Source organism: Pseudomonas frederiksbergensis (assembly GCF_900105495.1).
Classification (GTDB): Bacteria; Pseudomonadota; Gammaproteobacteria; order Pseudomonadales; family Pseudomonadaceae; genus Aquipseudomonas; species Aquipseudomonas frederiksbergensis.
The window spans coordinates 3,593,181-3,617,538 of the sequence record NZ_FNTF01000002.1 but is presented as its reverse complement, the minus strand read 5'-3'; the positions used below and the strand labels follow the sequence as shown (position 1 = coordinate 3,617,538).

The 24,358-nt window shown below is 56.9% G+C and carries 24 protein-coding genes; 11 read left to right on the top strand and 13 right to left on the bottom strand.

Annotated elements, in window-relative coordinates:
* Positions 1-337: 337 nt before the first annotated feature.
* The gene (locus BLW70_RS17195; RefSeq protein WP_074875878.1) at positions 338-2,014 is read left to right on the top strand and encodes an MFS transporter; all 1,677 of its coding nucleotides are present in this window, start codon (positions 338-340) and stop codon (positions 2,012-2,014) included.
* A 299-nt stretch (positions 2,015-2,313) separates the two neighbouring features.
* Here BLW70_RS17195 and BLW70_RS17190 read toward each other — a convergent pair whose 3' ends face one another.
* Positions 2,314-2,736: an HD domain-containing protein gene (locus BLW70_RS17190; protein WP_074875876.1), complete on the bottom strand. Its 423-nt coding sequence runs from the start codon at positions 2,734-2,736 to the stop codon at positions 2,314-2,316.
* A 65-nt stretch (positions 2,737-2,801) separates the two neighbouring features.
* The gene (locus BLW70_RS17185; protein ID WP_046049313.1) at positions 2,802-3,173 is read right to left on the bottom strand and encodes a PH domain-containing protein; all 372 of its coding nucleotides are present in this window, start codon (positions 3,171-3,173) and stop codon (positions 2,802-2,804) included.
* 198 nt (positions 3,174-3,371) lie between these two features.
* Between BLW70_RS17185 and BLW70_RS17180 the strand changes: the two genes are divergently transcribed.
* Entirely contained in the window at positions 3,372-3,797 is a 426-nt protein-coding gene (locus BLW70_RS17180; protein WP_074875874.1) for a hypothetical protein, read from the top strand.
* Positions 3,798-3,815: 18 nt separating this feature from the next.
* Here the strand turns inward: BLW70_RS17180 and BLW70_RS17175 are convergent, their stop codons facing one another.
* The 4 genes from BLW70_RS17175 to BLW70_RS17160 all read right to left on the bottom strand — a co-directional run bounded on the left by BLW70_RS17175 (position 3,816) and on the right by BLW70_RS17160 (position 7,745).
* A complete protein-coding gene (locus BLW70_RS17175) occupies positions 3,816-4,295 on the bottom strand; it encodes a VOC family protein (RefSeq protein ID WP_074875872.1) in 480 nt (159 codons plus the stop codon).
* A 103-nt stretch (positions 4,296-4,398) separates the two neighbouring features.
* Positions 4,399-6,168, bottom strand: coding sequence for a SulP family inorganic anion transporter (locus BLW70_RS17170; protein WP_074875870.1), 1,770 nt, complete (start codon positions 6,166-6,168; stop codon positions 4,399-4,401).
* 49 nt (positions 6,169-6,217) lie between these two features.
* Positions 6,218-7,039 (bottom strand): polyphosphate kinase 2, encoded by an 822-nt coding sequence (gene ppk2 / locus BLW70_RS17165; RefSeq protein ID WP_074875868.1) that lies wholly within the window; start codon positions 7,037-7,039, stop codon positions 6,218-6,220.
* 43 nt (positions 7,040-7,082) lie between these two features.
* On the bottom strand, positions 7,083-7,745 hold the full coding sequence (locus BLW70_RS17160; RefSeq protein ID WP_074875866.1) for a VIT1/CCC1 transporter family protein: 663 nt from the start codon (positions 7,743-7,745) through the stop codon (positions 7,083-7,085).
* 347 nt (positions 7,746-8,092) lie between these two features.
* Between BLW70_RS17160 and BLW70_RS17155 the strand changes: the two genes are divergently transcribed.
* From BLW70_RS17155 to BLW70_RS17125, 7 genes are all read left to right on the top strand, one after another.
* Positions 8,093-9,403 (top strand): flavin-containing monooxygenase, encoded by a 1,311-nt coding sequence (locus BLW70_RS17155; RefSeq protein ID WP_074875865.1) that lies wholly within the window; start codon positions 8,093-8,095, stop codon positions 9,401-9,403.
* A gap of 24 nt (positions 9,404-9,427) precedes the next feature.
* Positions 9,428-9,844 (top strand): RidA family protein, encoded by a 417-nt coding sequence (locus BLW70_RS17150; protein WP_008027166.1) that lies wholly within the window; start codon positions 9,428-9,430, stop codon positions 9,842-9,844.
* A 153-nt stretch (positions 9,845-9,997) separates the two neighbouring features.
* Positions 9,998-10,675, top strand: a complete 678-nt coding sequence (locus BLW70_RS17145) for a DUF1028 domain-containing protein (RefSeq protein ID WP_074875863.1) — start codon at positions 9,998-10,000, stop codon at positions 10,673-10,675.
* Positions 10,672-11,820, top strand: coding sequence for an acetylornithine deacetylase (gene argE / locus BLW70_RS17140; RefSeq protein ID WP_074875861.1), 1,149 nt, complete (start codon positions 10,672-10,674; stop codon positions 11,818-11,820). The genes BLW70_RS17145 and argE overlap by 4 nt, the downstream gene beginning before the upstream one ends.
* Positions 11,821-12,198: 378 nt before the next feature.
* Positions 12,199-13,614: a purine-cytosine permease family protein gene (locus BLW70_RS17135; RefSeq protein WP_074875859.1), complete on the top strand. Its 1,416-nt coding sequence runs from the start codon at positions 12,199-12,201 to the stop codon at positions 13,612-13,614.
* A gap of 192 nt (positions 13,615-13,806) precedes the next feature.
* Entirely contained in the window at positions 13,807-14,025 is a 219-nt protein-coding gene (locus BLW70_RS17130) for a PLD nuclease N-terminal domain-containing protein (RefSeq protein WP_074875857.1), read from the top strand.
* A 567-nt stretch (positions 14,026-14,592) separates the two neighbouring features.
* On the top strand, positions 14,593-14,886 hold the full coding sequence (locus tag BLW70_RS17125) for a fructose-bisphosphate aldolase (RefSeq protein ID WP_074875855.1): 294 nt from the start codon (positions 14,593-14,595) through the stop codon (positions 14,884-14,886).
* Positions 14,887-15,067: 181 nt separating this feature from the next.
* On the opposite strand, the gene BLW70_RS17120 is transcribed toward BLW70_RS17125, so the two are convergent.
* The gene (locus tag BLW70_RS17120) at positions 15,068-15,673 is read right to left on the bottom strand and encodes a LysE family translocator (protein ID WP_074875853.1); all 606 of its coding nucleotides are present in this window, start codon (positions 15,671-15,673) and stop codon (positions 15,068-15,070) included.
* A 601-nt stretch (positions 15,674-16,274) separates the two neighbouring features.
* Here BLW70_RS17120 and BLW70_RS17115 point away from each other — a divergent pair.
* Together BLW70_RS17115 and BLW70_RS17110 are read left to right on the top strand one after the other, a co-directional pair.
* Positions 16,275-16,775 carry an Hcp family type VI secretion system effector gene (locus tag BLW70_RS17115; RefSeq protein WP_074875851.1) on the top strand — a complete coding sequence of 167 codons (501 nt, stop codon included), beginning with the start codon at positions 16,275-16,277 and terminating at the stop codon, positions 16,773-16,775.
* Positions 16,768-17,454, top strand: a complete 687-nt coding sequence (locus BLW70_RS17110) for a DUF4225 domain-containing protein (protein ID WP_074875849.1) — start codon at positions 16,768-16,770, stop codon at positions 17,452-17,454. The genes BLW70_RS17115 and BLW70_RS17110 overlap by 8 nt, the downstream gene beginning before the upstream one ends.
* A gap of 11 nt (positions 17,455-17,465) precedes the next feature.
* Here the strand turns inward: BLW70_RS17110 and BLW70_RS17105 are convergent, their stop codons facing one another.
* The 6 genes from BLW70_RS17105 to BLW70_RS17080 all read right to left on the bottom strand — a co-directional run bounded on the left by BLW70_RS17105 (position 17,466) and on the right by BLW70_RS17080 (position 24,214).
* A complete protein-coding gene (locus tag BLW70_RS17105; protein ID WP_074875847.1) occupies positions 17,466-17,888 on the bottom strand; it encodes a hypothetical protein in 423 nt (140 codons plus the stop codon).
* Between the two features lie 381 nt (positions 17,889-18,269).
* Positions 18,270-18,719 (bottom strand): hypothetical protein, encoded by a 450-nt coding sequence (locus tag BLW70_RS17100; protein WP_074875845.1) that lies wholly within the window; start codon positions 18,717-18,719, stop codon positions 18,270-18,272.
* Positions 18,720-18,786: 67 nt separating this feature from the next.
* The gene (locus tag BLW70_RS17095; RefSeq protein WP_007895886.1) at positions 18,787-19,335 is read right to left on the bottom strand and encodes a cupin domain-containing protein; all 549 of its coding nucleotides are present in this window, start codon (positions 19,333-19,335) and stop codon (positions 18,787-18,789) included.
* Positions 19,336-19,781: 446 nt separating this feature from the next.
* Positions 19,782-21,068, bottom strand: a complete 1,287-nt coding sequence (locus tag BLW70_RS17090) for an NAD(P)/FAD-dependent oxidoreductase (protein ID WP_074875843.1) — start codon at positions 21,066-21,068, stop codon at positions 19,782-19,784.
* Between the two features lie 55 nt (positions 21,069-21,123).
* Positions 21,124-22,614 carry an aldehyde dehydrogenase gene (locus tag BLW70_RS17085; protein WP_074875841.1) on the bottom strand — a complete coding sequence of 497 codons (1,491 nt, stop codon included), beginning with the start codon at positions 22,612-22,614 and terminating at the stop codon, positions 21,124-21,126.
* 223 nt (positions 22,615-22,837) lie between these two features.
* Positions 22,838-24,214 (bottom strand): glutamine synthetase family protein, encoded by a 1,377-nt coding sequence (locus BLW70_RS17080; protein ID WP_056745147.1) that lies wholly within the window; start codon positions 24,212-24,214, stop codon positions 22,838-22,840.
* Positions 24,215-24,358: the final 144 nt, after the last annotated feature.

Below are 24,358 nucleotides of genomic sequence, written 5' to 3'. Positions count from 1 at the left end.
TAGGAGCATGGCTGCCCGCGATGGGGCCGTCGGGAACGCCAACAGCATCGCGAGCAAGCTTTGCTCCTACAGGGCTGGTTTGCAGAGCCCGCAACCACTGATGCGCCGGATCGCGATGCGGCTCACGCGGGGAATCGGTCTTGGGATGAACTTGATGGCGAGTGGATATCTGCGAGAAGCCGATTATGCTTCAGTAAACCTTGCAGCGATGCGAGGCCGTCAGCCTGTGTGCATGCTTCGCGCAATCCGTAATCCGACGACTTCAGCCCCGGGGCCTGGGTGCGGCAATAAGGTAACGAGGTACTCCGGCCTATAACAAAAACGACGGAGAAGACTCATGGCCGCAATCGACAACACTTCCACGGGCAGCACGCCCCACCACGGGATCACCAAGGAGGAGCGCAAGGTCATTTTTGCCTCGTCCCTGGGCACCGTGTTCGAGTGGTACGACTTCTACCTTTATGGGTCTCTCGCGGCGATCATTGCCAAGCACTTCTTCGCCGGCGTCAATGAGACAACTTCCTTCATCTTCGCGCTGCTCGCGTTCGCCGCGGGCTTCGCGGTACGCCCATTCGGCGCCATCGTGTTCGGCCGACTGGGGGACATGATCGGACGCAAACACACCTTTCTCATCACCATCGTGATCATGGGTATTTCCACCGCCGTCGTGGGCTTTTTGCCGGGCTACGCGACCATCGGCGTGGCGGCACCGATCATCCTGATCACCCTGCGCCTGCTGCAAGGCCTGGCCTTGGGCGGTGAATACGGCGGCGCAGCGACCTACGTGGCCGAGCATGCGCCGAAAGGCAAACGCGGCTACTTCACCTCGTGGATCCAGACCACCGCGACCCTCGGCCTGTTCCTCTCGCTACTGGTGATCCTCGCCTGCCGAACCATTCTCGGCACCGAAGCGTTCGAGGCTTGGGGCTGGCGGATTCCCTTCCTGCTGTCGATCCTGCTGCTGATCATTTCGGTGTACATCCGCCTGCAACTCAGCGAGTCACCGGTGTTCTTGAAGATGAAGGAAGAAGGCAAGTCGTCCAAGGCGCCGCTGACCGAATCCTTCGCCCGCTGGGAAAACCTCAAGATCGTGATCATGGCCCTGCTCGGCGGCACTGCCGGCCAGGCCGTCGTCTGGTACACCGGGCAGTTCTACGCGCTGTTCTTCCTGCTGCAAACGCTGAAGATCGAAGCGCAGACCGCCAACCTGCTGATTGCCGGCTCTTTGCTGATCGGTACGCCGTTTTTCGTCATATTCGGCAGCCTGTCCGACCGCATCGGCCGCAAGGGGATCATCATGGCCGGCTGCATCCTGGCGGCAGTGACCTACTTCCCGATCTTCAATGCGTTGACCCAATACGGTAACCCCGACGTGTTCGTCGCACAGGAGAAGAACCCGGTCACGGTGGTCGCCGATCCCGGCCAGTGCTCGTTCCAGTTCGACCCGGTGGGCAAGGCCAAATTCACCAGCTCCTGCGACCTGGCCAAGACCGTGCTGGCGAAAAGGGCCATTCCCTACCAGAACGAGAAGGCTGAACCGGGCACCGTCGCGCAGGTCCGCATCGGCGGCAAAGTGATCCAGAGCTTCGAGGGCACCGGCATGCCGGCCGCCGACTTCAAAGCCAAGAACGACGCCTTCGCCGCCACCCTCGGTACCGCGCTCAAGGATGCCGGCTACCCCGAGAAGGCCGACCCGGCCAAGACCAATTACCCGATGGTGCTGCTGCTCCTGACCATCCTCGTAATCTACGTGACGATGGTCTACGGCCCGATCGCCGCCTGGCTGGTGGAACTGTTCCCGGCGCGCATCCGCTACACCTCGATGTCGCTGCCCTACCACATCGGCAACGGATGGTTCGGCGGATTTCTGCCCACGGTGGCGTTCGCCATGGTCGCGGCCACCGGTGATATCTACTACGGGCTGTGGTACCCGATTGTCATCGCCGTAATGACGGCCATTCTTGGCACGTTCTTCCTGCCGGAAACCAAGGATCGGGACATTCATCACACCTGAGGCTGGCGCTCGCCCTCTCCTGCCAGGGAGAGGGCGATCCAGAGACGGTCAAACGGTCTACGCTCATCGACATGGCTTCGGGGCTCTTTCCCCGCGCACTGATGATATTGCGCAGTAATGCAACTCGCACTATGTAGCAGCTGGCGAAGCCTGCGTTCGGCTGCGAAGCAGTCGTGAAATCAGACGATGCGGTGTTTCAGACAAAACTTGCACTCAGGTTTACGACTGCTTCGCAGCCGAACGCAGGCTTCGCCAGCTGCTACCAGTGCGGGGTGTTATTGATCTATTTGTTTGGCTTGTTACGAGCGCAACACGCCAATCGCCCGCCGATATTTTTCAACGCGTTCCAGGTCTTCCCACGACGGCTGCGCGATCCGCGACAAGTCGCTGTTCTCTTCCAGGTCCGCCAGTTTCACCACCCGGCCTATCGGGTTCTGCGCCGCGCGTTCGACGAAGGTTTCATAGGACTCGCCCGGCACTTTAGTGACGGACTCGATGGCGGTCAGAACGGCTTCGCTGAAGCCTTCCTTGCGCAGGTCATCAAGGCTGAGGCCGCAGTCTTCGACCACGTCATGCAGCACCGCGACGATGCGTTCTTCCAGCGTGTTGACCCGCAACATGACTTTCAGCGGATGCAGGATGTAAGGACTTCCGCCCTTGTCGACCTGGCCCTCGTGCGCGGTGGCGGCGATGGCAATGGCGCGTTCCAGTGTCTGGCTCATGTCGCTCTCCCTGGGTAATCGGCGTTCGCATTGGAGCTCGCCGTAATAACCGTGAAAATCGGGGCTCAGCCCAACAAATGCTGTGAGATAAGTTTGGAAATCTCGACCATCGACGTCCTGCCGGTGAATTCAAACTTCACTCTGCCCAGCGCCGAGAAATAGATTTCCAGCTCGGAATCCAGGTCGAAGGTGCCCGAGGTTTCCACGGAATAAGCGACGATGTTTTTGTAGGGCAACGAAGTGAAGTCTTTTTTGCTGCCGGTGATGCCTTGGACGTTCACCGCGATGATTCGCTTGTTGGTAAACACCACGCCATCGCGCATGGATTTATAGGCATCAATGACCTGTTCACCGTCCAGCAGCAGCGCGGTGACTCGCTCCGCGTACTCGTTGTTTTGCTTGAGTTTGAAAAAGCCTTTGTTGTTGAAATCGATCATCCGCCATCCCTTCCTTAAAGAGTGTTCCCTGGATTGCCAGCGCGTGGCGCGGCGAGCATACCATCGGGCCTGCGCTTTTTGCGCCCCCTCCCACAGCGGATCCGAAAACCAATGGAACCCCGCGCTTCATCGCGTTTTCAAAACCGTATCAGCGCTGATTTTGTTCAAACAAGGCGCCCCATTGGAGAGGAAATCGCGATGAACAGTAGACTGCTGCTTCTGCTTGCCAGCCTGAGCCCGACCCTGGTCATGGCTGAAGGCTGTGATGTGCTGACCCGCTCTCAAAGCCCTTCGGTGCCGGTGGTCGAAACGCATAGCTGTTATGAGTACGAAAACATGCCGGTGAACGCGATCGATTGGTCATGCAGCAACGAGAGCAAAGAAATGCTGACCAGCACCAAGAAAAAAGTCGAACAGTGCGCCGATCATTCTCAGGCCACTTGCGTCGCCACGTTGACGCAAGAGTCACTGGCCAATCCTCACTCCACCAGCAAGGACAAGAGCAGCACATCGCTGATTATTCCGAACAATGCCAAGGTCACTACGTATTACTACGGCGCTGAACACTTGGGTCAGGCAAAAATTGATTGCGAGTCGGGTGGAGGGCACTGGAAAACCCAGTAGCCCCCCAAGCAGGGTCGGTTAACCCTTAACAGCCGCTTCAATCGCAGCGATGTCGATCTTTCCCATCTCCATCATGGCGTCGAACGCGCGTTTGGCCGCGGCTTGATCAGGATTGGCTATCGCAGCGCTCAGAACCCGTGGGGTGATCTGCCATGACAATCCCCACTTGTCCTGGCACCAGCCGCATACGTTTTCCTGGCCGCCGTTTCCGACAATCGCGTTCCACAAGCGGTCCGTTTCGGCTTGGTCGTCGGTCGCCACCTGGAATGAAAAAGCCTCGTTGTGCTTGACCCCCGAGCCCCCGTTCAGCCCGAGACAAGGAATGCCCATCACCGTGAACTCAACCGTCAGGACATCGCCCTGCTTGCCTGCCGGATAGTCACCGGGTGCGCGAAGAATAGTTCCCACCTCGCTGTCCGGGAAGGTTTTGGCGTAGAACGTCGCAGCCTCCAGCGCGGTGCCGTCGTACCACAGACAAATCGTGTTTTTGCTGATCATCCTGGTTCTCCAGAAGAGGAATGGGTTCGCTCATTCTGGTACGGATTGTCTCTTCGCGCACCTTGAAGGCAGGAAACCCCAAACGACTCGGCGCCGATGCGACTCAGCGCGCGCCCTCCGCTGGATGGATCATCAGGTAGCTGTCGACGGCATTGCCGATGGTTGGAAAGAACGCCGTTTCGCCAAGCCGCGCGAACAGCCCGAATCGCTTCAGCTTGTCCTTGACCGGGTCTTTCATCTCGGCCACGCACAACTTGATGCCCGCCGCGTGCAAGGTGTCGTCCAATTCAGCCAGCATGTCGGCGGAGGTCACGTCCACACTGGTGACGGGTTCTGCCGCCACCACCAACCAGCGCACGGGCGTAGGCGATGCTGCCACCGCATCAAGCACTCGGTCATTGAACAGTTCGGCATTGGCGAAGAACAACGGCGCATCCCAGCGAAACAGCACCAGGCCGGGGATAAGGTGCGCGTCGGGATAGCGCTGGATGTCGTGGTAGCCCTTGACGCCATCGACTCGCCCCAGTACCGCGGAATACGGCCGCCAGCCATCCCACAGAAATTCGATCACAGCGATCACGATGGCCAGCCCGATGCCCTCGATCGCACCGAACACGGCCACCCCGACGGTGCAAACGATCGAGAGCCAGAATTCCCAGCGCTGGATGCGATAAATACGTCGCAGGTCAGCGACTTCAATCAGGCCGATGGCCGACGCGATCACGACCGCTGCCAGTGCGCTGGTGGGCAAGTTCTGCAACAGGTTGGGCGCCACCATCAACAGCAGGGCAACGGCCAACGCGCCGACCACCCCGGTCAACTGGGTTTTGGCGCCAGCGGCTTCGGCCACGGGGGTCCGTGAGGAACTGCTGCTGATCGCAAAGCCCTGGAAAAACCCAGCCGCCAGATTGGCAAAACCGAGCCCCGCCATTTCCTGGTTCGGATCGACATAGGTGCGGGTCCGTGCCGCATAGACACGCGAGAGCACGCTGGTGTCGGCGAACGACACCAAGGCAACGGCGCACCCGCCGATGAGCACGGGGACAATATCGGCGCGGGTAATCCAGGGGATGGCGAACGCAGGTAACCCTTGTGGCAGAACACCGAGGACCGACACACCCGCACGCTCGGCAAGGTCCAGCACACCGACGGCGATGGTGGCGCCCGCCACGGCGATCAGGATGCCCGGTACGCGCTTGAAGCCCTTGAGCAGCAGGATCACGATCAAGGTAGCGGCGCCGATCGTGAACGCAGCCCAGTTGGTCTTTCCTTCAATCACCGCGTTGAAGATTGCCCATATGTTTCTCAGCGGGCCATCGGACTCAATCGAAAAACCGAAAAACTTGGGCAGTTGGCTGATCAATACGGTCAGCGCGATGCCGTTCATGTACCCGTAGCGGATCGGCTTGGAAAGCAACTCGGTAATGAAGCCCAAACGCATGATGCCCGCCAGGATACAGACGACGCCTGAAACGATCGCCATCATGCTTGCAAGTGCGACGGCGCGATGCGGATCACCGCCCGACAGGGGCAGGACGACAGCCAGGATTACCGCGGCCAGTGAAGAATCCGGACCCAGCACCAGAATCCGGCTAGGCCCGAACAATGCATAAGCGAGTAGCGGAACGATGGTCGCATAGAGGCCATAGATGCCGGGTACGCCCGAAGCCACGGCATAGGCGATGCCGACGGGCACCAACATCGTGGTGAGCACCAGCCCGGCCATGATGTCGTGACGCAACCAGGCAATCTGGTACTCGCGCAACGTGCGAAGCCCGGGAAGCCAGCGGCTCCAGCCGGATTGCCCGCTGGTATTGCGGTGTGCAATCCGGCCCGGTTCCGGGACGGGAGACGAAGCATCCGAATCGCTCATAAAGCTATGGCCTATAGGTGTACCGCGCAGATCCGCTTGAACGTGCCCGTCAGAATTTTTCGGGTACTCGCCGGTGCGGATAATCCGGCTCTTTATAGCCAGCTGGTTTCTGCCGCTTGGGCAACACCACCTCCTCGCGTGGGACTTCCTTGTACGGGATGCGGCTGAGCAAATCGGAGATGATGTTAAGACGCGCTCGCCGTTTGTCGTTGGAGTTAGCCACCAGCCACGGGGCATGATTGGTGTCGGTTGCCTGGAACATGTCGTCACGCGCGCGCGAATAGTCATACCAGCGGCTGTATGACTTGAGATCCATGGGGGTCAACTTCCAGATTTTGCGCCCATCCTTGATGCGCTCCTGAAGCCGGCGGGTCTGCTCATCTTCGCTGACTTCCAGCCAGTATTTGAGCAGGATCACCCCCGAGTCGACGATTGCCCGCTCCACCAAAGGCGTTGTCTTCAGGAAACTGGCCACCTGCTCTTTGGTGCAGAACCCCATCACCCGCTCGACGCCCGCCCGGTTGTACCAACTGCGATCGAAGATCACCACTTCGCCGGCCGCGGGAAGGTATGGCAGGTAACGCTGGACGTACATCTGGCTTTTCTCTCGATCACTCGGCGCCGTCAGCGCCACGACCCGAAAGACACGCGGGCTGACGCGTTCGGTGATCGCCTTGATCGTTCCGCCCTTGCCAGCGCCATCGCGCCCCTCGAAGACGATGCAGATCTTGACGCCCTTGGCTTTTACCCACTCCTGTAACTTGACCAACTCGACATGCAGGCCACGCAGTTGCTCAAGATAATCCTTGCTTTTAAGTTTCGCGGTTTCAGCAGCTTTACTCTTGGGGGCTTTTTTCTTGTCTTTTGCCATGTTCGAGACCTCACCAATAAACAGCCTAGGGTTTGCCATCTGCTCATCCGCCGAGGGCGATGATCGCAGTAATCAGTACAGCGCCGGTGACGGCCATCGCGAGTCCGCCTTGCCACGGTTTTGCGCCGGCATACGTCGAGAGCATCCAGCCGGCGATGAACAGCACCACAAGTCCGACCAGGTTAGACATGCGCACAGCGAGCGCTGTCTGGTCGAGCAACAGAAACGGCACGACTAGCGGGAATGTCGAGAACACCACCAACAGGAAAACGCCGAAAGCGCCCTTGAAATCATCCCAACCTAGGTTCGGTTGTACTGGCATGGATGAATACTCGACCAGGCGGCGGCGCAACGATTCCAGCTCATCAGGGCCGGCCGCTGCGGCAAGACGCGGGGGTAACGCCTCGGCAATGAGCGCTTGCCCGGCGGCGGCATCCGTCGCATCACGCAGATTGGTGCGAAGCGTACGGTTACGCGTGCGCTCGATCAGGGTTCGCAGCAAATACATCACCGCGTCTGCCAACCCCCAGGCGAGGTTGCAACCCAGCGCGGCGATCATCATCGTCCGTTCCTCCTCCTGACCAGATGTGGCCACGCTGATCGTCCCAGTGAACGTCATTGCCATGAGCAGGCCGAAAATGACCTCCGTGACACGGTCAACCGGATCAAGAACACGGGCCCGCTTTTGCTCTCCAGTGCTTTGCATGCGCTCATCCTCGCCACGGCGGCCGTGTCAGCGTGATCCTGGTTTTCAGCCGTGCCGGGGCGGTCAAGACCCGCCATCGGCAAGCACATCGAACAGCTTAGTTCAGACTTGATCTATCACAACGCGACCTATCCACAACGACTGATCTTTTGCGCTTGCACCTTGTTTTCAAGGAGATTTCTCTGAGCGCCATTCCCCGTGTCCGGACTCGATGCCGTTCTGCATCAGTTATTTATACTCAAATGCCAGCTTAATAATATTTTACCGATACCAGGGTGATCCCTAGTCTTGACCCCAAGAAATGGCAGGCCGTTACCGACCTAAATCCAACTTCGAAGGGTATAGAGATGACCACTGAAAAAATAAAAACAGATACGCTGATTGTTGGCGCCGGTCAGGCTGGCGTGGCCATGAGTGAACACTTGAGCAAACTCGGCGTGCCGCATTTGGTACTGGAGCGCAACCGTATCGCCGAACGCTGGCGCACCGGACGCTGGGATTCGCTGGTGGCCAACGGTCCGGCCTGGCACGACCGTTTTCCCGGTCTCGATTTCGACGACCTCAGCCCCGACGACTTCGCCCCGAAAGAGCGGGTCGCCGACTATTTCGAAGCCTACGCCAAAAAATTCAACGCCCCGATCCGCACCGGCGTGGACGTGCTGAAGGTTGAGCGCAATGTCGGTCGCCCGGGCTTCACCATAGAAACCTCTGAAGGCGTGATCGAGGCCAACCGCGTGGTGGCTGCCACCGGGCCTTTCCAGCGTCCGGTCATCCCGCCGATTGCGCCGAAAGATCAGCCATTCACCCAAATCCACTCGGCCGAATACCGCAACCCGGCGCAACTGCCCGAGGGTGCAGTGCTGGTCGTCGGCGCCGGTTCGTCGGGCGTGCAAATCGCCGATGAACTGCAGCGTGCCGGCAAGAAGGTGTACCTCTCGGTCGGTGCCCACGACCGCCCTCCTCGCGCCTATCGCAACCGTGATTTCTGCTGGTGGCTGGGTGTGCTGGGCGAATGGGATCAGGCCGCCATGAAACCTGGCCGGGAACACGTCACCATCGCGGTCAGCGGCGCACACGGCGGCCGCACGGTGGACTTCCGTGGGCTGGCCCATCGCGGCATGACGCTGGTGGGTTTGACCCAATCGTTCAACGGCGGCGTAGCGACTTTTCAACCGAACCTTGCCGAGAACCTGGCGCGCGGCGATGAGAACTATCTGGCGCTGCTCAACGCGGCTGACGCCTACATCGAGCGCAACGGCCTGGACTTGCCGGAAGAACCTGAAGCGCGCATGACCTTTTCCGATCCGGAATGCGTGACCAACCCGATTCTTGAACTCGACCTGGCCCAGGCCGGCGTGACCTCGATCATCTGGGCCACCGGTTTTGCCACGGATTACAGCTGGCTCAAGGTTGATGCCTTCGACGACAACGGCAAGCCAGCGCATCAGCGCGGCGTCTCGAGCGAGCCGGGCGTGTATTTCCTCGGCCTGCCGTGGCAGTCCCGCCGCGGGTCTTCGTTCATCTGGGGCGTTTGGCACGACGCCAAGTACGTGGCGGATCACATCGCCATCCAGCGTTCCTACCTCGACTACCACGACGCCGCGCAACGCGAGGCTGAAACCGTCCCGGCCGCCCAAAAAGCAACCGTCAGCGCTTGAGCCATTTTTCTTTAGGAGCTTCAAATGTCCACGCCAACTCATACCCGTATTCGCATGTTCAACACCAAGGAAACCTACCCGAACCAGAGCCTGGACAATGACCTGTGCCAGGCCGTCCGGGCCGGCAACACTGTGTATGTTCGCGGTCAGGTCGGGACTGATTTCGAAGGCAACCTGGTGGGCCTCGGTGACCCGCGAGCGCAAACCGAGCAAGCCATGCGCAACGTCAAACAGTTGCTGGAAGAGGCTGGTAGCGACCTTAGCCATATCGTTAAAACCACCACTTACCTGATCGATCCGCGGTATCGCGAGCCGGTTTATCAGGAAGTGGGCAAGTGGCTGAAGGGCGTGTTTCCGATTTCGACCGGGTTGGTGGTCTCCGCACTGGGGCAGCCGCAGTGGTTGATGGAGATTGATGTGATTGCGGTGATTCCCGAGTAGACCGAGTCGCGGCCATCGCAGGCAAGCCAGCTCCCACAGGTTAGTCGTCGTACACAAATCTGTGGCCACTGAAGATCCCTGTGGGAGCGGGCTTGCCCGCGAAGGCGTCCGCCCAGACACCCACTTCGCCAAGGCAATACAAGGAACAACCCCATGACCTTCTCCATCGCAGCACGTTGCCCCGAAACCGGTCAGTTCGGCATTGCGATCAGTTCCTCGAGCATCGCCGTCGGCGCCCGTTGCCCTTGGCTGCTGCCGGGCGTCGGCGCCGTCTCCACACAAAACATCACCTTGCCGTCACTCGGCCCGGAAGTCCTCGCCCTGATGGAACAGGGCCTTGCACCGGCCGAGGCACTGGACAAAGTCCTGACCCGCAACGGCTACAGCCAATATCGCCAGATCACGGCGATTGACCACCTCGGCCGCACCGCGCATTTCAGCGGTTCGCAAACCCTGGGCAACCACAACGCCGTATCCGGTGATCAATGCGTCGCGGCCGGCAACATGCTGGCGGACCGTGCAGTGATCGAGGCCATGGTCGAGGCATTCGAGCATGGCGAAGGCCAACTGACCGACCGTCTGCTCGCGGCCATGAAAGCGGCCATCGCCGCGGGTGGCGAAGCCGGGCCGGTGCATTCGGCGGCGGTGGTGGTGGTCGGCGAATTGACCTGGCCTATTATCAACCTGCGGGTGGATTGGGCGGATCACGACCCGATCGGCCAGCTTGAGAAACTCTGGGACGCCTATCGCCCCCAGGTCCAGGACTACATCGACCGCGCCCTCGCCCCCGACAAATCCCCCGGCTACGGCGTTGCCGGAGACGACCGATGAGCAACAGCCGCGATTTGCTGAAAACATTGGTGGCGTTTGACACCACCAGCCGCGAATCAAACCTGCAGCTCATCGAGTTTGTCCGCGACTACCTCGAGCGCTTCGACGTGCCTTGCGAACTGGTCTACAACGAGCAGCGCAGCAAGGCCAATCTGTTCGCAACCATTGGCCCGGCGGATCGGCCGGGCATCGTGCTGTCGGGGCACACCGACGTGGTGCCCGTCGACGGCCAGCCGTGGACCGTTGCTCCGTTCGAACTCACCGAGCGCGACGGCAAACTGTACGGTCGCGGCACCGCGGACATGAAAGGCTACATCGCCTGCGTACTTGCGCTGGTCCCGCCGCTGGTGAACGCCACGCTGCGGCTGCCGGTACACATCGCGCTGTCCTACGATGAAGAAGTCGGCTGCCTGGGTGTGCGTTCGTTGCTGTCGGAATTGGAAAAGCGTCCGGTCAAACCGATGCTCTGCATCATTGGCGAACCGACCGAGCTCAAACCGGTGTTGGGCCATAAAGGCAAACTGGCGATGCGCTGCGACATTCACGGTCAAGCGTGCCATTCGGCGTACGCACCGCTTGGGGTCAATGCGATTGAATACGCCGCCGAACTGATCGGTGAACTGGGGCGGATCGGCAACCGGCTCAAAGCCCCCGAGCATCACGACGCCCGTTTCGATCCGCCGTTCAGCACCGTGCAAACCGGGGTGATTTGCGGCGGCAAGGCCCTGAACATCGTCCCCGCCGATTGCCGCTTCGACTTCGAAATCCGCGCCCTACCCTCGCATGATCCGAGCGACGTTGCGCAGGAGCTCAAAGCTTATGCCGAACAGCAAGTCTTGCCGCGCATGCGGGCGGTGAGTGAACAGAGTGAAATTCGATTTAGCGAGTTGTCCGCGTATCCCGGGTTGGCGACCGATGCGCAGAGTGAAGCGGCTGAGTTGATTGCGACTTTCTGCGGCTCCCGAGAGTTCGGCACCGTAGCCTTCGGAACCGAGGGCGGCCTGTTCGACGCCGCAGGCATTCCCACAGTAGTGTGCGGCCCCGGCAGCATGGACCAAGGCCACAAACCCGACGAATTCGTCAGCCTCGAACAACTCACCGCCTGCGACACCATGCTCCAGCGAATGCTGCAATCAATCAGCTAACTCGCCCCCACAAAAACGCGTCCGCAACAGGTTCCTGTAGCAGCTGGCGAAGCCTGCGTTCGGCTGCGAAGCAGTCGCAAAATCTGACGACTCGGTGCATCAGGAAAACCGCGTGCGCAGGGTTTACGACTGCTTCGCAGCCGAACGCAGGCTTCGCCAGCTGCTACACGTTGCGCGGTGTTTCGACGATCCAATCCCCTGTACCCCACAGGTTTTCGGCGACCACCCGACATACATTTTTTAGCGTCTATACCCACAAACTTACTAATTTATCTCTCACTCACCACCGCACATCATCAACTCCAACAAGAAAAGCGTCGCCTCCGCGCGGCGCTCACCGAAGTACGTCCACGTACTCAAATTGCCTTGGAGTCCGTCATGGTTACCGCAGCAACAACCTCCGCCCCGCTCATCGAAAAACACACCATCGGCTACGTGCCACCCGAAGATCGCCACGGCAAAACCCGCGACCTGTTCACCCTCTGGTTCGGCGGCAACATCGCCCCATTACCCATCGTCACCGGCGCCCTCGGCGTGCAAATGTTCCACCTGAACCTGGTGTGGGGCATCGTCGCCATCCTCGTCGGCCACCTGGTCGGCGGCGTGCTGATGGCGCTGCACTCGGCGCAAGGCCCGCAGATGGGCATCCCACAAATGATCCAGAGCAGGGCCCAGTTCGGCTCCCTCGGCGCGCTGCTGGTGGTGCTGATCGCCGGCATCATGTACATCGGCTTCTTCGCCTCCAACATCGTCCTCGCCGGTAAATCCCTGCACGGCGTGGTCGACAGCGTGCCAGTGCCGGTGGGCATCGTCATCGGCGCCCTCGGTTCGGGCATCATCGGCATCATCGGCTACCGCTTCATTCACGTGCTCAACCGCATCGGCACCTGGGTGCTCGGCGCCGGAATCGTGCTGGGCTTCGGCTACATCTTCACCCACGTGCAGACCACCGACTTCCTCACCCGCGGCAGCTTCAACATCTCCGGTTGGCTCGCCACCGTTTCGCTCGCTGCGCTCTGGCAAATAGCCTTCGCGCCCTACGTCTCCGACTACTCGCGCTACCTGCCCGCCAATGTGCCCGTGGCCGCAACGTTCTGGACCACTTACCTCGGCACCGTGCTCGGCTCCAGCCTCTCGTTCATCTTCGGCGCCGTCGCCGTCCTCGCCACACCCGTCGGCATGGACACCATGGAGGCCGTCAAACTCGCCACCGGCTCCATCGGCCCACTGATGCTCGTGCTGTTCCTGCTCAGCGTCATCAGCCACAACGCCCTCAATCTCTACGGCGCCGTGCTGTCGCTGATCACCCTGGTGCAAACCTTCGCCTACCGCTGGATCCCCACCGCCAAAAGCCGCGCCGTCCTCTCCATCATCGTCCTCGCCGCCTGCTGCTTCGCCGCCGTCGGCGCCTCCGCCAACTTCATCGGCCACTTCGTCGACATGGTGCTGGTGTTGCTCGTGGTACTGGTGCCGTGGACCGCGATCAACCTGATCGACTTCTACGCGATTCACAAAGGTCAGTACGACATCGGCTCGATCTTCAAAGTCGACGGCGGGATTTATGGCCGGTACAACCCGCAGGCACTGTTGGCCTACGCGATTGGCATCGTGGTGCAGATCCCGTTCATGAACACGCCGCTGTACGTCGGCCCCATCTCCGAACACATCAACGGCGCTGACTTGTCCTGGCTGGTAGGCCTACTCATCACCTCCCCGCTCTACTACTGGCTAGCCAACCGCGACACCGCCTACAAACGCCGCCTCTCAACCGGAAAACTCGCCACCAGTCTGTAATTGGAACCCAATCCCCTGTGGGAGCGAGCCTGCTCGCGAAGAGGTCATGACATTCAACACTCATGTCGACTGTCACACCTTTAGCGAGCAAACCCGTTTTCGCTTCACCCGTCCTCGCCACAAAACCCCAAAATTTAATGAACCCTGCCCACACCCGTTCGCCTAACTGAATGACTATCAGGAGGGTGACCAATGCAAACCGAAACCATCTGGATCGTACTCACAGCAATTCTTTTGCTCATCGAGCTATGGGCAATCAACAAAGTGCGCAAAGCCGAAGGCAAATCCAGCAACAAACTCGTATGGATGGTGGTAATCGTGTTCGTACCGCTGTTCGGGCTGATAGCGTGGGCACTGGCCGGACCGAAACACACCGATCAGAACCCGCATTCACCGCAGGCCAGGCAATAACGTTGCATGCTGTGCGGTAAGGATTTTTTGAACGGCGCAATCGCAAACAACAAAGCCCCGAAGATTCGGGGCTTTGTTGTTCCTGGCCACCCGATTTCATAAACCTGACATCCGAAATTCGCGTAGGAATTCACCCTTTGTGGCGAGGGGATTTATCCCCGTTGGGTCGCGAAGCGGCCCTAAAACCTGCCTCCCATTTCCCAAGGGCCTCCACACGACCCGAATCACCGCGACAAGCCCGAAAACAGTGGTATTCAGCCTTGTCAAAACAAACGCCAAACCGTCCTACAGCCCGGTTGTGAGCAGCAAAATGGCCGCCTATATTCGACCTGTCGCTGACCGCAGTTAGCGATAGGGTTTCGCAGCCCTCGAGATTGACACCAAAGCACTGTCAGGCATGATGCAGCCGACTTCGACTGCATCGTGTTTTATGGCGGTTGTGTGCGGGAGACTTACGGGTCTGCCGGAACTGGTGTAAATCCCCCGGTCTGCGAACCCGCACACAGCTGCCACCCATTTGTTTCGCAGCAGAAAGGTGGCAATTCTTCTTTTGTGAGGATTTACACCATGAAAACCCAAAACCCGCCCCACCGCTTCACCCCTATGTCCCAATTCGCCACCGACTACCCCGTTCTGCTCATCGACAGCGACGCCCCACTCCAAGAACTCCACAACTGCGTCAGCGAACGCCTCAGCGCCGTCCTCAAATACCTGCACCTCATGGCCTGCACCAGCCTGCCGGACTATGCCGAGAACGACATCAACACCGTCACCAACATCGCCCGGATCATGGTCCAGGATGTGAGCGATGTGTTTCGGGTGATTGAGCAGCGTGGGTTTGATACGCCAAAAGGTCAGTGATCATTTCAACCCCAATAAAAACCCGCGTTGATGCGGGTTCTTATACTTGATCATTACGGGCAATGACGGTGGAGTTTCAGGCGATCGCGGCAAGCATCTACCGATCATGATCACTAAGAATGTCGATAAAACTTCTGAAAGAAAAAAGTGACAGATCTATTTATTCAAATAGATCTGTCACCTACGCCATCATTTCTCCACTAATAAGATGGTGCAATTTCCATATAGAGAATGCAATCAGATAAAAGCCACTCAGCCAGCTTAGTATTTTAAAATTCACCCGACCAGACAATGTATTACTTACAGCACCCCCTCCTAACACATACACCATTTGACAAGTAAAGCTACCGATAAAAAAGCCTGAAAGAAAGGCAGGAATATTGACCGCTGCGCCACCCGAGTGATTGGCAAAAACGTAAGAAGTAATTGCCACGATGGTCAGTGGATTAGTAATCGTCAAAGCAAAAACGGAAATAAATCCAGCCTGTTGCGAAACCGATATGTCAGCACCCGCAGACATGAATATTTTTACACCCAAGTAAAACAGATAAACTATAGATGCAATAATCAACAGACCTTGAAGTTGAAACACAAAAACACTCACAAGTGTGGCACTCATCAATGCAACTGCGGCATATAAAACATCGGCGATAGCGGCACCTAACGCACTTGGCACTGCACTCATTCGCCCAAACAAAACTGATTGCCTCAATACAATTAAGGCAATCGGCCCAAATGAAATCGATAGCATCATAGAAAATAGCAGAGACTGCTGAAAATCTTGCATTACTTTTCGACCACCTTAAATACTCCACGCTGGCGCGATAATGAGGACGATTAAAATCTTCAGCCAGCAATATTATTGCAAGTAGCATCGTATAACGCTTGTTCATTTTCCCTTATATTAAACGCATTCCTGAATGCTCATCAGATTCTCTCCGTGTATTCCTTGGTTTTATTATTGTCGATCCTTGTTGCGCTGTCCTGCGCCGGAGAAATATTCAATTTCACAAAAAAAATGTCAACAGTTTTTTCTAAAAATACTCTCGAACCCGTAGATGCCTATGTTGCAGTCCTAGCCTGAGACGTCCGAGCTAGAGGGTCGCGACTATGAAGAAATCCAAATCTGAAAATCAGCGATTGCTAGTAACTAACTTGTACGAAATATGAGTCAGAATATTCATACCTTAATTTACTACCTTTTTTAAGTAAGTCGTCATTCACATAAATTAAGAGTCTGCTTGTAGGATTATTCCTCGCCTAAATTCTTTACCCGCCGCAAGACAAGTCTGAACTTAATTAGTTGCTGAATCACCTCGCCATACTCCCTCTAATGCAAATGTTACGCTCGAAACAACGCGAGCAGCTGACTATAAGGAGTGGCACATATGGCTAATCACGGTTACATGAGCATGACCGGCAAACGACAAGGTTTGATTTCCGCCGGTTGTTCTGGCCTGAATTCAATCGGCAACAAATGTCAGATTGATCATGAAGACGAAATCATGATTCTCGCGTATTCGCACAACATGATTACGGGCAATGACGGTGGAGTTTCAGGTGGTCGCGGCAAGCATCTACCGATCACGATCACGAAAAATATCGATAAATCTTCACCGTTGTTGGCCAGCGCACTTCATGAGCGCGAGGAGATAGAGTGCACGATCCATTTTTATCGAACATCACCAACTGGCGGCCAGGATAAATATTATTCAATACGGCTCACGGGTGCGAAAATTGCGCATATCAACCTTCAAGTCACTCATGCCATTCATATGAATGATGCACAACCACAAGAAATGGTATCCATTCGTTATCGTGATATTAGCTGGACGCACATTCAGGGAAGTACGTGTGCTTATAGCACTTGGGGAAATGAGGATGAGTGATGAATCCTGTGACATTCACGACGTTACTAAAGCTGCATCGAATCTTGTAGCGTTCGGGTGCACTATCGGCGCTACGCAGTTATACGATAGCTTTTTGCAGCTTCAATTTAGTTCGATTGTTTCATCTTTTGCTAACGAGATTATCCAAGCGGTTGATGAAGGCTTGATCAGTGCGCAGCAGGGCTTGCAACAGCTCAGAGAAGAATATGCCGATTTGACGGCCAAAGCGATGTTTTACACTCAAAATGGCATTGGGATCTTAGCGGGTGCAATTCAAATTCAAACTGGGGTTTCATCACTCGCAAACTCAAGAGGTATTAAATTAGCCAGTGGGTTAACCTACGTTGCGCATGGAGCAAACAATATTTATGAAAGCGCAGGAAATATATACAACGGACCTGACGCGCCCAGCACAGTAGGGCCAGTTAGAAAAACATACCAACATCTAGCCAAAGACACTAAAATCGGAAACACTATCTATTATTCTATGGACTTAGGGCTATCAGCTTTCGGCGCAATGAGTTTAGTGCGTAAAACCGATACGCTAGAACTTTTCAGGGAAGATCCTATCAACTATGAACGAGCGTACAAACAAATGGGGAAACTAGCACTGGCCTTTGAAGCATTGATCGATACAATCACAATAAAAAACATAGCAGAAGAAACAGCTTTAGAATGAATTCAATCACATCACTTTCTTCGACGCAGCCTCATTATATAAATGCATAAACAGGCAAAAACCAACATAAAAACAGCCACATTAACGATAAACGAAAGATTGCCTTGCGGCGAAAACTCTTGATCAATTTGTAGAGCAATAACGGCAGTCCAGAACAAAGAACCGATAAAAGCGCCAAAATACGCAACCCAAGCAGAGTCTCTTTCGGGGTTAAAATCCCGCCCAAGTAAAACATCAATATAGCTGGGAAAACAGTAATAAAAATTAACAAACAACAAAAAAACAAAAAAAACACCCAGCACCAGCCAATAATAAACCCCACTTATAGGGACCACTTTTTCTATTAACCAAACAAGCAATGCCGCATAAAACATCGAAAGCATGACAGCTAGTGAATCCGAAATTAAAACGGTAAAGAAAACCCGCAACCGCATTAACACCCCCTCAAACAGTCTGATGGTTTTTTGAGCTTCGATACAACCAGTTCATGCACCCAAAACTATAATCATATTATTACTATTGCTCACTCTAAAAACGCCCTAAACGAGCGACGATCCGAAGAGCCCTACACACCACTTCTTTTTTTCTTACGTATTTTTCCCAACGCCACAGACGCAACTCACCAAAAAACCAGGGCTATAGAGGATCTTCAGAATGGAAAGCTTTTGTCTGAGTAATAAAGATGTTTTTAAAGCGGCGCATAAATAAAAAGTCCGAAACCTGATCAGGAATCGGATTTAATAAAAAAAGGTGACAAAAAAAGGTGACAGATCTATTTATCCAAATAGATCTGTCACCTTTTTTGCTGGAATTAATTAGTGCCTGCGACCCGGCTTCCAAACATAGTGAGAAAAAACAGAAACGGCACATGCAAAAGCAAAAAACAAAACCCCAATGGCACCCCAACGAGGTAAATCACTCAAGAATTTGATCTTATCAATCTGAGGGATAAAAATTATGGTCCCAATTGAAGCACCGATGAAGATTGCTATCCTGGAAGCTCGCACACTGGTGTACCTGCCATTCAACGTCTCATCGAGTTCCATTCTCCGCAACCTTGGAACGTAGTAGCGCAAGCCGAGAAAGCAAAAAACCACATAAACTGCAAGGCCTACAGCATAGAACTGCGTGTCTTCCAGGATTATTACCTGCATCAACCCCAACATAAGTATCACGGAATAAAACGCTGCACAGGCGAAGACCATGATCCATGCCCAGAGGTAATAGCCAATTGTTCGAATATCCTTCAACACATAATCCATCATGAGTACAACGTTCAAAAACTTCAGGGCCCTGCATCCAATGCAGGGAAACACTGAAACAGTTAACTAATTAGAAGTTAGCCGGCGTATTCGCACTAATAATCTCCGCCTCATCCGCCCCAATATTCCGAAACCGATGCGGCAGCGTCGTCGGAAAGTAATACCCATCCCCAGCATTCAGCACACTAATCTGCCCATCCACCGTGAGCTCAACCGTCCCCCGCGTAACCAGCCCACACTCCTCCCCTTCCGAATGCACAATCGGTTCTTCCCCCGAACTCGCCCCTGGCGCGTATTGCTCGCGCAAAAGGCGCATCTGCCGACTCGGCACCGAAGCGCCAATCAGCAGCAACCGCAGCCCATGACGGCCTAGATCCGGCTGTTCGTTGGCGCGGAACACGTATTGGTGTTCGCGGGGCGGTTGGTCGAAGGTGAAGAAGTCCGCCAAGGACATGGGGATGCCTTCGAGCAGTTTTTTCAGGGAGCTGACGGAGGGACTGACGCGATTTTGTTCGATCAGGGAGATGGTGGCATTGGTGACGCCGCTACGCCGGGCCAGCTCGCGCTGGGAGAGTTTGTAGCTTTCGCGTACTAGTTTGAGTCGTGAGCCCGTGTCCATGACAGCCTTATGCGAGGAATACTTAAGGGTTATGGGGGTGGATGGCGGGCGACTTTTGGCCGCGAAAAACACCGCTTCCCTGTCCCGGAAATTTGAAAGGCGGGTATTAAATCACGTTTGGTTGTGTTGCTCAGCAGGTTCGATGAATGGGTGGATGAAAAGGTTGTTTTAGCCTGAAGTTGGGGGGATTTGGGTGTGAAAGGTGTAGGTGTGGTTGCTGTGTGTCAGTTGGGGTTGATAGTGACTGGTATGGCCTCATCGCGAGCAGGCTCACTCCCACAGTTTGGATTTGGTTGGTCGCAGATTTTGTGTAGGCCATGGATCTCTGTGGGAGCGGCGGTGCGACGATTCGACTTGCTCGCGAAGGCGGTGTGTCAGCTACATCATTGTTGGATGTTAAGCCGTCTTCGCGGGCAAGCCCGCTCCCACAGGGATTGTGTTGACGACTAGATGCCGAAACGGTCCCGCAGCGCGTAGTACGCGGCACCCATGGCGGTGAGTGGGGCCTGGAAGGTGCGGCCGCCGATCATGGGCATGTGCGGGAGCGAAGCGAAGGCATCGAAGCGTTCGGCGTCGCCGCGGATCATTTCCGAGATCAGTTTGCCGGCCAGGTGCGAGCAGGTGACGCCGTGGCCGCTGTAGCCTTGCATGTAGTAGGCGTTTTTCTCGATGCGGCCGAATTGCGGCATGCGCGACATGGTCAGCAGGAAGTTGCCGGTCCAGCGGTAGTCGATCTTCACGTCCTTCAGTTGCGGGAAGGTCTTGAGGATTTTCGGCTTGATCAGTTGTTCGATGTCGTCCGGTTCGCGGGCGCCGTAGACCACGCCGCCGCCGTACAGCAAGCGGTTGTCGGCGGTGAGGCGGTAGTAGTCGAGCAGGTAGTTGCAGTCTTCGACGCAGTAGTTGTTTTTGATCAGGCTGCGGGCAACCTTCTCGGACAACGGTTCGGTGACGACGATTTGCGAGCCGCACGGCATGCTTTTGCGCGTGACGCGGTTATCGAGGTCTTGCGGCAGGTAGGCGTTGCCGGCAATCAGCAGGTACTTGGCGCGAACCACGCCTTTGGCGGTGCGCACGGTGATCGGTTCGCCGTAGGTGATTTCCACTGCGGCCGATTGTTCGTAGATTTTGCCGCCCAGGCCGATGATGGCCGAGGCTTCGCCGAGGGCCAGGTTCAGCGGGTGGATGTGGCCGCCCTGCATGTCGAGCAGGCCGCCGACGTAGTTGTCGCAACCGACTTCGCGCTTGATGTCCGCCGCGTCGAGCATTGTCAGGTTTTTGTTGCCGTAGCGTTCCCAGCTGCTTTTCTGCTCGGCCAGGCCTTTGAGCTGCTTTTTGTTCAGCGCGGCGAAGATGCCGCCCGGGCGGTAGTCGCACTGGATGTCGTAGTGCTGGATGCGCTGACGGATGATGTCGGCGCCTTCGAAAATCATGCTGCCGAGGACTTCGGCGGTTTTGTCGCCGTAGCGTTCTTCGATGACATCGACGTCGCGGCTGTAGGAGTTGACCAATTGGCCGCCGTTGCGACCGCTGGCGCCGAAACCGACTTTGGCGGCTTCGAGCACGGTCACGCTGTAGCCCGCTTCGGCGAGGAACAGCGCCGAGGACAAACCGGTGTAGCCGGCGCCGATCACGCAGACGTCGCATTCCACCAACTCTTCAAGCACCGGGAAGTCGCCGGTGAAGTTGCGGGTGGCGGCGTAGTAGCTGTTTACATGTGTTGTTTGTTTCATAGGTTTCTCCGATGGCCGCTGGCACCTGCCGGCGACCGTCGCTTTTTTATAGGTGTTAGAGCTTGATCCAGGTCGCTTTGAGTTCGGTGTATTTGTCGAACGCGTGCAGCGATTTGTCCCGACCGTTACCCGACTGCTTGTACCCGCCGAACGGCGCGGTCATGTCGCCGCCGTCGTACTGGTTGACCCAGACACTGCCAGCACGCAAGCCGCGCGCGAAGGTGTGGGCCTTGCTCAGGTTGCTGGTCCAGACGCCTGCGGCCAGGCCGAAGATGCTGTCGTTGGCGATGGCCAGCGCTTCTTCTTCGGTGTCGAAGGTGATCAGCGACAGCACCGGGCCGAAGATTTCTTCCCGGGCGATGGTCATGGCGTTGGTCACGCCGTCGAAGATCGCCGGTTCCACGTATAGGCCACCGGTGGCTTCGAGGGTGCGGCTGCCGCCGGCGATCAGTTGCGCGCCCTGGTCTTTACCGATCTGGATGTAGCGCAGCACGTTGTCCAGTTGACGCTGATCGACGACCGCGCCGACGGTGGTTTCCGGATCGAGAGCGTGTCCCGGTTTCCAGGCTTGCAGCGCTTCCACCAGCAGCGGAATGAACTGCTCGCGAATCGAGCGCTCCACCAGCAAGCGCGAACCGGCGGTGCAGACTTCGCCCTGGTTGAAGGCAATCGCACCCGCCGCCGCTTGGGCTGCCGCGCGCAAATCCGGCGCGTCGGCGAACACCACGTTCGGGCTCTTGCCCCCTGCTTCGAGCCAGACGCGTTTCATGTTGCTTTGGCCGGAATAGATCAGCAGTTGCTTGGCAATTGCGGTCGAGCCTGTGAAGGCCAGCACGTCGACGTCCATGTGCAACGCCAGCGCCTTGCCGACGGTGTGACCGTAGCCCGGCAGGACGTTGAATACGCCTTTGGGGATGCCCGCTTCCAGCGCCAGTTGGGCGATGCGAATCGCGGTCAGTGGCGACTTTTCCGAAGGCTTGAGGATGAACGAGTTACCCGCCGCGAGGGCTGGAGCGAACTTCCAGCTGGCCATGATCAACGGGAAGTTCCACGGCACGATGGCGGCGACCACACCCGCAGGTTCGCGGGTGATGAGGCCGAGTTGGTCGTGCGGCGTGGCGGCGACTTCGTCGTAGATCTTGTCGATGGCTTCGGCGCTCCAGCGGATCGCGTTGGCGGTCGCCGGGATGTCGATGTTCATCGAGTCGTTGATCGGCTTGCCCATGTCGAGGGTTTCGAGCAGGGCGAGTTCTTCCTGGTTGGCCAGGATCAGGTCGGCGAAGCGGATCAGGATGCGCTTGCGTTCGGCCGGGGCGAGATTGGCCCAGATGCCGGATTCGAAGGTGCGGCGTGCGACGGCGACTGCCGCATTGGCGTCGGCTTCGTCGGTGCTGGCGACGTTGGCCAGGAAGCGGCCGTCGACCGGGCTCATGCATTCAAAGGTGTCGCCGCTGAGTGCCGGGCAATATTGGCCGTCGATGAATGCGCGGCCTTCGAGTGTTAGGGACTGGAAGCGTTGTTCCCAGTCGCTGCGAGTGTTTGTCATGGTTGTGACTCGACGCAGAGGAATAAGTAGTTGTCGGATTGAAGCCAACCAGCGAACACCGCCACTCCCTGTGGGAGCGGGCTTGCCCGCGATAGCGGTGTGTCAGGCAAAATCAATGTTGGATGTGCTGCCGTCATCGCGGGCAAGCCCGCTCCCACAGGGATGGGAGGTGCACACTTGTTTTGTGTGCACCCCATGACCCATAACTGCCGGGTAATAGCCATCAGACGGTGTGCAAATACCAGTTGTACTCAAGGTCCGAGATGGAGTTTTCGAACTCGGCCAGCTCGCTTTCCTTGCACGCAACGAACACGTCGATGTACATCGGGTCGATGTAACGGGCCATGACTTCGCTGTCGTCCAGCTCGCGCAATGCATCGCGCAGGTTGTTCGGCAGGCTCTGCTCGTTCTGCTCGTAGCTGTTGCCTTCAACCGGTGCGCCCGGTTCGATTTCGTTGGTCAGGCCGTGGTGGATACCGGCCAGCACCGACGCCATCAGCAGGTACGGGTTGGCATCAGCGCCCGCTACGCGGTGTTCGATGCGCACGGAGTCCGGCGAACCGGTCGGCACACGTACCGCAACGGTGCGGTTGTCGATGCCCCAGCTCGGCGAGTTCGGCACGTAGAACTGCGCGCCGAAACGACGGTACGAGTTGACGTTCGGGCACAGGAACGCCATCTGCGCCGGCAGGGTCTCGAGCACACCGCCGATCGCGTGTCGCAGCGCGGCGTTCTGCTCGGGATCCTCGCTGGCAAAGATGTTGTTGCCTTCTTTGTCGAGAATCGAAATGTGCACGTGCAAACCATTGCCCGCCTGGCCCGGATACGGCTTGGCCATGAAGGTGGTGTCCATCTCGTGGTCGTAGGCGATGTTCTTCACCAGACGCTTGAGCAACACCGCGTAGTCGCAGGCCTTGATCGGGTCGTTGACGTGGTGCAGGTTCACTTCGAATTGCGCCGGGGCGCTTTCCTTGACGATGGCGTCGGCAGGGATGCCCTGCTCTTTCGCGCCTTCAAGGATGTCTTGCAGGCAATCGACGTATTCGTCGAGGTCGTCGATCAAATACACCTGAGTCGACATCGGACGTTTGCCGGAGACCGGCGAGCGTGGCGATTGCGGACGACCGTTCACGTTATCCTGGTCGATCAGGTAGAACTCGAGTTCGAACGCGGCGCAAATGGTCAGGCCCATTGCATCGAACTTGCTCACGACCTGACGCAGCACTTCGCGCGGGTCAGCGAAGAACGGCTGGCCTTCGAGTTCGTGCATGGTCATTAACAGTTGCGCGGTTGGGCGCTTCTGCCAGGGCTCGATGCTGAGGGTATCGGGGATGGGGAAGCAGATTCGGTCTGAGTCGCCGATGTCCAGACCCAGGCCGGTGCTTTCCACCGTAGAACCGTTGATGTCCAGAGCAAACAGAGAGGCCGGGAGGTTGATGCCTTTTTCGTAAACCTTATGAAGACTGGTGCGCTCGATGCGCTTGCCGCGCACCACACCGTTCATATCCGCAATCAGAAGGTCGACGTACAAAACCTCAGGATATTTCTTAAGGAATGCGTTTGCTTCGTTGAGTTGAACGGTACGCAGAGGGACCGACATGATGCACCTATTAGCTGTTAATTATTATGTTCACTACCTTGTTGCGAGCCCAGTCAACCCGAACGGCAAAGTGAAGTCAATAGCGAACACTCAGCCTCTCAACCTTTATTTTCGGGCCTTTCTTGGGCACGAGAGTGCCTAATC